Annotated in this window: 6 protein-coding genes; 1 reads left to right on the top strand and 5 read right to left on the bottom strand. The window is 67.0% G+C overall.

Features of this window, described 5'->3' with window-relative positions; all coding sequences use genetic code 11:
* Positions 1-111: 111 nt before the first annotated feature.
* The 5 genes from ACZ37P_RS31320 to ACZ37P_RS31300 all read right to left on the bottom strand — a co-directional run bounded on the left by ACZ37P_RS31320 (position 112) and on the right by ACZ37P_RS31300 (position 5,525).
* A complete protein-coding gene (locus tag ACZ37P_RS31320; RefSeq protein WP_188279655.1) occupies positions 112-942 on the bottom strand; it encodes an ABC transporter permease in 831 nt (276 codons plus the stop codon).
* A gap of 41 nt (positions 943-983) precedes the next feature.
* Positions 984-1,925: an ABC transporter permease gene (locus tag ACZ37P_RS31315; RefSeq protein WP_355335372.1), complete on the bottom strand. Its 942-nt coding sequence runs from the start codon at positions 1,923-1,925 to the stop codon at positions 984-986.
* On the bottom strand, positions 1,922-3,079 hold the full coding sequence (locus ACZ37P_RS31310; RefSeq protein WP_467349694.1) for an ABC transporter ATP-binding protein: 1,158 nt from the start codon (positions 3,077-3,079) through the stop codon (positions 1,922-1,924). The genes ACZ37P_RS31315 and ACZ37P_RS31310 overlap by 4 nt, the downstream gene beginning before the upstream one ends.
* A 1-nt stretch (position 3,080) precedes the next feature.
* Positions 3,081-4,301, bottom strand: a complete 1,221-nt coding sequence (locus tag ACZ37P_RS31305) for an extracellular solute-binding protein (protein WP_355335377.1) — start codon at positions 4,299-4,301, stop codon at positions 3,081-3,083.
* Between the two features lie 153 nt (positions 4,302-4,454).
* The gene (locus ACZ37P_RS31300) at positions 4,455-5,525 is read right to left on the bottom strand and encodes a C45 family autoproteolytic acyltransferase/hydolase (RefSeq protein WP_467349692.1); all 1,071 of its coding nucleotides are present in this window, start codon (positions 5,523-5,525) and stop codon (positions 4,455-4,457) included.
* A gap of 347 nt (positions 5,526-5,872) precedes the next feature.
* Between ACZ37P_RS31300 and ACZ37P_RS31295 the strand changes: the two genes are divergently transcribed.
* Positions 5,873-6,721 (top strand): cupin domain-containing protein, encoded by an 849-nt coding sequence (locus ACZ37P_RS31295; protein ID WP_355335383.1) that lies wholly within the window; start codon positions 5,873-5,875, stop codon positions 6,719-6,721.
* Positions 6,722-6,773: the final 52 nt, after the last annotated feature.

The following is a 6,773-nucleotide window of genomic DNA, read 5'->3' as shown; positions in this document are numbered from 1 at the left end:
TGTGATCGGTGGCGTCGTGCGTGTTTGGTGTGCTCCGGTCCTCCCCCCCACCCCCCCCCCCCCCCCCCCCCCCCCCACCAGGGGCTGTGGCTGGTCGTCCTCGCGCGGGCGTCAGTCGTCTTCGCGCGAGTGCGTCACTATCTGGCCGGGGCTGACGAAACGCAGTGCGACGAACAGCAGGACCAGGCAGGTGAGCATGTAGATGACCGACATCGCGTCGATCGACTGCTGCGGGCGGAAGCCCGGCGTCCACAGGGCCGAGTACAGGGCGACGACGAGCGTCTCGCTGCCCGGCCCCGAGTTGAAGAAGGTCAGCTCGAAACTGCCCGCGGTGTGGATCAGCGTGAGCAGGCCCGACGCCAGGATTCCGGGCAGCAGCAGCGGCGCGAGCACCCGCCGGACCGTCTGAAGACCGTTCGCCCCGCAGGAGCGCGCGGCCCGTTCCAGGTTGGTGTCGAGCTGCTGGATGTACGGGATCATCAGCAGGACCACCAGGGGCACCGATGGCACCAGGTTGGCCACGATCACCCCGGACAGATGGCCGCCGAGGCCGAGCCGGTACAGCAGCGTCGCCAGCGGCAGACCGTAGGTGACCGGCGGCAGCATCAGCGGCAGCAGGAAGGCCAGGATCAGCAGCTTCTTGCCCGGGAAGTTCCCCCTTGCCAGCACATACGCCGCCGGAGCGCCGATGATCACGGCGAGCGCGGCCACGACCACCGCGACGGTGACCGTGATCACCATGACGTGGGAGAGGTCGTACTCGTTCCACGACGACCGGTAGTAGTCCGTCGTGTACCCCTTCGGGAGCCACCCGGTGAACCACTGGCGGCCGAAGGAGCTGACCGTCACGGAGGCGACGAGCCCGGCGATGTTGACGAGGAAGACGGCGACCAGCAGGCGGTAGAACCACCGGGGAAGGACACCGGCCCAGGTGCGACGCATCCGGCTCCGCAGTGCGGTAGGAGACGACTCGGACACCGCGATCACCCTTTCTGACCGGAACTCGGGCCCGTGTACAGGCGGGAACGCAGGAGCAGGATCGCGCCCACGATGAGGATCTGGACCAGGGCGGAGATGACCACCATCGCCATGGACATCGAGTAGTCCAGGGTCCGGTACGCCTGGAAGTAGGCCTCGACCGAGATGACGTGGGTGGAGCCGGCGGGATCACCCACGAGGGTCGCGCTGGCGAACACGGAGAACCCCAGGACGAAGGTCAGACAGAGGACCACGGTCACACCCGGGGCCCACAAAGGGAGCAGGATCCGCCGGAACCGGGTCCACCGGTCCGCGCCGAGTGACGCGGCGGCCCGCTCGTAGAGGGTGTCGATGGACGCGAGATGGCTCATGGTCAGCAGGAACGCCAGCGGCAGACCCGTGATGACCATCGAGATCACGACGGCGGTGTAGTTGTGCAGCAGCATCAGGGGCTCGTCGATCACCCCGATCTTCATCAGGGTCCGGTTGAGCCAGCCCCGCGGGGACATGTAGGCGATCATCCCGTTGGAGACGAGCACGTTGCCGAGGGTCATCGGGATCAGGAAGGCCGTCGAGAGGTACTTCTTCCGCCGTCCGGCCCCGCGCAGCGGGTAGGCGAAGATCATCGCCGCCACCGTGTTGATCACGGCGACGACCACCGCGATCCGCAGGGTCTTCCAGATCGTCTCGCGGAGATACGGATCCTCGAAGAACCGCTGGTAGCTGCTGAAGGTCCCGCCCTTGTCGGGGGTCACCGACAGGCCGATGCCGTAGGCGATCGGGTAGAGGAACAGCACCCCGATCAGCGCCACCGCGGGCAGCATGGCCAGCAGCCCCCAGTGGAGTCCGTGACGTCGCAGCCACGCCCGTCGGCGGTCGCCCGAGTCGGGCGGGCCTCCCGGCGCCCGGTCGGCGCGGGCCGGTGTGGTGTCCACGGTCGCCGTCATGACAGCGCGCTCGGTTCGAGAGCCGTGGACTCGCCGTCGTCGGAGCCCTCCGCCGGGGCGGCGGAAGGCTCTCCCGCGGCGAAGGCCCGGACGCTCGCCACCGGGATCGACAGCTTGAGCACCGTGCCCGTTTCCGGCCGCACCGGTGTCCGTACGGACAGGGTCGCGCCGTCCGGCAGTTCGGCCTGCACGGTGAAGTCGCGGCCGTGGTACTGCGTGGAGCGCGCCAGCGCCTCGAACGTGTTCACCGCGGAGGCGGAGTCCGTGACGCTCACCTCCTCCGGCCGGATCCGCACGGTCACGGACTGTCCGGGCCGCAGGTCGGTGCTCGACGTGGCGCGCAGCGTGATGCCGTGCCCCTCGACGACGGGTTCGCGGCCGGTCCCCCCGACCACGTGCGCCTGGAGCCGGTTGCGGTAGCCGACGAAGTCGGCGACGTAATCCGCCTCCGGTTCGCTGTAGATCTGCTGGGGCGTACCGTCCTGCACGGTCTTTCCCTTGCGCAGGACGATGATCCGGTCGGCGATCGAGAGGGCTTCCTCCTGGTCGTGCGTGACGTAGACGGTGGTCAGCCCCAGCTCGTCGTGGAGTTGCCGGATCTCGGAGCGCATCTCGAAGCGGAGCTTGGCGTCAAGGTTGGACAGCGGCTCGTCCATCAGCATGATCGACGGGCGCGGTGCGAGGGCCCGCGCGATGGCGACCCGCTGCTGCTGGCCGCCGGAGAGGCGACCGGGCAGATTGTCGGCGTAGTCGGGGAGTTGGACCAGGTCCAGCGCCCACTTCACCCGCTCGCGCACCTCAGGCTTGGGCATGCGGCGTACTTCGAGTCCGAACGCGACGTTCTTGGCGACGGACAGGTGCGGAAAGAGCGCGTAGTTCTGGAACACCATGCCGAAGCCGCGCTTCTCCGCGGGCCGCTGGTCGATCCGCTCGTCGTCCACCCAGAGCCGGCCCTCGGTGGCCGTGACATGTCCGGCCAGACAGCCGAGGAGGGTGGATTTTCCACAGCCAGAAGGACCCAGCAGCGCGGTGAACTCTCCGGCCTTGATCGTCGCAGTCATGGAGTCCAGTGCGACCACGCTCCCGTTGTAGACACAGGTCAGACCTTCGAGCCGAAGCTCGCTGAACTCACCGCGTCGCTGGGTTGCTCTCACGTCACTTACCACCAATGATTCGGTTCCATTTGTCGTACGCGGCGACGAGGACGTCCGCGGGCAGCGGGTCCGCGCCCGGATACTTGGCGATGTAGTCGTCGTAGTCGGCGACGCCGTACTTCTTGTTGAGTTCGGCCATCTCCGGCGGTGCCATGTCGACCGTGACGTCCTTGATCGCCGGGCCCGGATAGACGTAACCGTGGTCGAAGGTCATGGCCTGCTGCTCGGGCTGGAGCATGAATCCGAGCAGCCGCAGCGACACCGCGAGGTGGTCGGCCGAGACGCCCTTCGGGATGGCCACCGATCCGCCGGACAGGATGAACTTCGTGTTCTCCAGGACCGTGAAGGTGGCGGACTCGGGAATCAGGTTGTCCGCACGGGGCTGGACGTGCCATCCGAAGGTGGACGGTACCAGCTTCACTGTTCCATTAGTGAGGTTGGCGTAGGTTTCGCTGGTTTTGGCCGGGTAGTTGTCGATGTACTTGCCGAGCTCCTTGAGGTAGGCCCAGGTCTTGTCCCAGCCCTTCTCCGGGTCTCTCGGGTCGGAGTCGCCGAGCTGGTACGGCAGGCCCTGGAGGAACGCCGAGCCCGGTCCGGAGTTCGCGACGGACGCGTACTGGAACTTGCCGGGATTCCGCTTCGCCCACTCCAGCAGTTCCTGCGCGGTCTTCGGCGGGTCGGACAGCTTGTCCGGCAGGTACTCGAGCAGCGGGCCGAACGTGCCGGTGTCGTAGATCAGCGCCTGGCCGTGCGCGTTCTTCCAGAGCTTCTTCGCGTTGTCGAGGTAGGTGTTCTCCAGATCGGGCAGGCCGTCCTTGTACTCGGGCCAGATCTTGGTGAACAGGTTCTGACTCACGCCCGCGGCGAGGCTGTCCGGCCCCAGCAGGACGATGTCCACACCTACCCGGCCGGCGTTCTGCTGGGCCTTGAGCTTGCCGGGCATCTCCGGCGAGGTCGTCGTGGTGTAGTTGATCTTGCTGACCAGTTCGGGGTGCTTCTTCCCGAACTCCTCGATCAGCGGCTTGGCGACGGACAGTCCGCCGGCCGAGTCCATGATCGTGAGCGTGACGGGCTTCTTGGGAGCCGCGGGGAACTTGCCGTCCGCGGCGGCCGGGGTCTCTTCGACACTCTTGGAACCTGGGCTGCCGCATCCCGCGACGCCGATGACACTGATGACGGTGAGTCCGGCGAGGGCGACTCGCCACCGGGAAGAACGTCTCAACGTGACCTCCTGGGTCGGTACTTCGGTCGTTGATGTGGTGGCCGGAATACTCGACGGCCGTGCCTATAGGTCGTTTAGGGCGGTTACGTCCAACCTTCTCCGCCTCTACGCTATGTCTGACAGCCTTACATCGCACCAGTGCGGCGACGGACGTTATGCACCTGAGACGGTGCGCTGCCGCCAATGGGTCGAGCAGGGGTTGCCGGCGCCGTACTGAAGGACGCCGCGGTCGGGTTCGATGATGAATCCGGCGATGGTGCAGGTCCGTTCCTCGATCGCGATCGAGGGATCGGGGTGCTGGCAGATGCTGCCGGGCCAGTCGTGGTGGTCGGACAGGGCCTCCTTGACCTCGTGGATCGTGCGTACGCGAGGGTCGCGCAGGCGCAGTTCGATGTTGCGGTGCCGGTCGAGCGTGTGCGGCTTCCGCCTGGCGTAGTCGTCCGTCGTGGTGAGCCCGGCGGACAGGAAGTGGTTGGTGTGCGTCAACACCCCGTCGCGCGGGGTGATCCGCTCCGGCGCCCCGTCGCTGGCGGGAGTCTCCAGGTTCTGGCAGAAGCCGGTGCCGTCGCTGATCAGGTAGTTCGCGGACATCGCCCGGTCGGCGGTCGCTATCCGCTCCGCGCTCTCCGCCCCCGATCCGGCGTCGAGGACCGACCGCAGCAGGATGTGGTACGGGACGCCGGCTCCGTCGGTGCGGACGTCGCCGATCAGGGTGTTGGTGCACAGGGCGACGCCGGCCGAGTTCAGTCCGACCTTGGCCAACTGCCCGGCCTCGACGACGGTCACGAAGTTGGGCGCGTCGGTCCGCCGGACGTCGAGGACGACCGTGGTACGTCGCGCGTGGGTCAGCCAGTCCCAGTTCTGCCCGGTGACGATGCCCTGGCCCGTGCGTTCCGGCATGAGCGCGAAGGACGTGCACTCCGCCGGCATCGACCGGGCGCGGGCCGGGGCGGCGGCGAACATGATCTCGCTCCGCGCGTTGAGCGCGAGGATGTCGCTCAACTCGACCCCCGCACCTGCGGCGATGCCCGCGATCTCCTCACCGATGGCGGGAGAGAAGTCGCCGATCGGCCGGTCGTACCGCAGGGCGAACTTCCGCACCTGCTGCCAATCCCAGCCGACCATGTGCCGGAAGACCCTGGTGTAGCGGTGGATTGACTCTTTGATCTCCGGTGCGGCGGCGCGGCCGTATGACTCCCCGCGTCTCCGCGGGTCGCCCTCCACACAGATCGTGCGAAATGCGGCAATATGTCCGGGTTCGTAGTTCACCGAGTCCACGTCTCTCTGACATTTCAAAAGTCGTCTGGCTGCCTGGCAGGTAACGATGAGTCCGTCCGCCGGGCCTGTCAAGAGCCAGGTCGCACTTGATTCACCTGGACTTCCACCGGGGCTCAATCGGACGAACCGTGACCGCAAGGTGATTGCAAGCCAAGCTCAGCCCATGGCACTATGACACTGCTGTCTGACAGCCAGGCAGGACGCGAGGCGCGGTCACATGGTGCCTCCGCGCACGACGTGTTCTGGGTTCGCCGGCAGTTCGCACGGAACCGCCGCAAGCAGAAAGAAGTGACATGACAGAGACCGACCAAGGCAAACAGCCTCGCCTCGTGCCCTACCGGGACGCACTGCGACTGGTGTGGGGCGACGACGAGTCAGGGAAGCTGCCGGACTGGTTCCTGGCGAGCGACGAGAAGATGAGCGTCAACATCGTGGCCATCCCGGTCGGCGGTGCCGTCATCCACTCGGACGAGAACCGGTCGATCTTCGGATCCGACGAGTTCTTCTACGTTCTCGACGGGACGATGGTCCAGTCGAACCCGACCACCGGTGAAGTCCTCGTCATCGAGGCGGGCGACGCGGCCTGGTTCCGCAAGGACACCTGGCACCACCAGTGGAACTACAGCGACACCGAGCTGCGGTTCGTGGAGTTCTTCCACCCCTCGCCCAAGACCGGCACGGGCCAGCCGTACGCGCAGACCCACGAGAACATCACCACCTACAAGCACAAGCAGGACGAGTACATCGGCCGCTGGCCGATGGCGCGTGCCGAGGCCGACGCCGCGAAGACCATGTGGGCGGCCAGGGACGAGGACATCCTGTGGCGCCTGGAGGGGCACAAGCGCGGCCGGGAGCTGCTCACCGGCATCATGCTGAGCACGGAGCACGTGACCATCGGGAAGCAGCGCTTCCTGCCGGGCCAGCGCAGCGACGTGTTCACCCACCAGGGCGACAAGCTGTTCTTCGTCGAAGAAGGCACCGTCCATGTCGAGTTCCCGGAGACGCGGGTCTTCTTCGAGCTCGGCCCGCGCGACTCGTGCCAGATCCCGGAAGGTACGCCGCACTCGTTCTACAACGTGGCGGCCAAGGGGGCCCGCGCGGTGTTCTGCGTCGCCCCGGACTACCTGCCGGCCACCGGCTGACCCCAGGCCGACCGCCGGCGCAGCGGCAGGACATGAGCGACCGCCGACTACC

The organism is Streptomyces sp. NPDC024632, assembly GCF_055559175.1.
The sequence above is the reverse complement of the archived record's forward strand: the minus strand, read 5'-3'. Positions and strand labels throughout refer to the sequence as shown.

What these genes read in the sequence shown, in the direction of transcription:
- ACZ37P_RS31320 (WP_188279655.1), bottom strand. Translation starts at nt 942, where the DNA reads ATGCGTCGCACCTGGGCCGGTGTCCTTCCCCGGTGGTTCTACCGCCTG.
- ACZ37P_RS31315 (WP_355335372.1), bottom strand. Translation starts at nt 1,925, where the DNA reads ATGACGGCGACCGTGGACACCACACCGGCCCGCGCCGACCGGGCGCCG.
- ACZ37P_RS31295 (WP_355335383.1), top strand. Translation starts at nt 5,873, where the DNA reads ATGACAGAGACCGACCAAGGCAAACAGCCTCGCCTCGTGCCCTACCGG.